1 protein-coding gene is annotated in these 609 nt (G+C 57.6%); it reads left to right on the top strand.

All coding sequences use genetic code 11. The annotated features are described in order from the left end of the window. A partial coding sequence (locus AC1DH9_RS30455; RefSeq protein WP_477809495.1) for a putative bifunctional diguanylate cyclase/phosphodiesterase occupies positions 1–609 on the top strand: 609 nt, incomplete at both ends.

The raw sequence follows: 609 nt of genomic DNA on the forward strand, positions 1-609 counted from the left end.
TCCTGCGGCCAATTCAGCTCAGCGGACATACGCTCCACGTCACCTGCAGCATGGGGTTGGCCACCTACCCTGCCGACGGCAGCGATACCGAGACTTTGCTCAGCAACGCGGACGCCGCCATGTATCGGGCCAAGGAGTTGGGTCGCAACAGTTACCAGTTCTATACGAGCGAGATGAATAACAAGGTTCAGGGCAAGCTCGCCATGCAAGACGGGCTTCGCAACGCACTCAACCATGACGAGTTCCTGCTGCTGTACCAGCCTCAGGTGGATTTGCAGTCAGGTCAGATTATCGGCGTAGAGGCACTGATCCGCTGGCAGCACCCCGAGCTCGGCATGGTGTCTCCAATCAAATTCATTCCGCAGGCCGAAGATACCGGGTTGATCGTCCCCATCGGCGACTGGGTGATTCATACCGCGTGCAGACAGAACAAGGACTGGCAGGATGCGGGCTGGCCGCCGATCACCATGTCGGTGAATATTTCAGCACGCCAGTTCATCGAAAGGGACCTGATCGACCGGGTGAGGCATGCCTTGAAAGAAACCGGACTGGACCCGATGTACCTTGAGCTGGAGCTGACCGAAAGCCTGATCATGCAAGACCTTCAGC

It is taken from the genome of Pseudomonas sp. 05T35 (assembly GCF_056396605.1).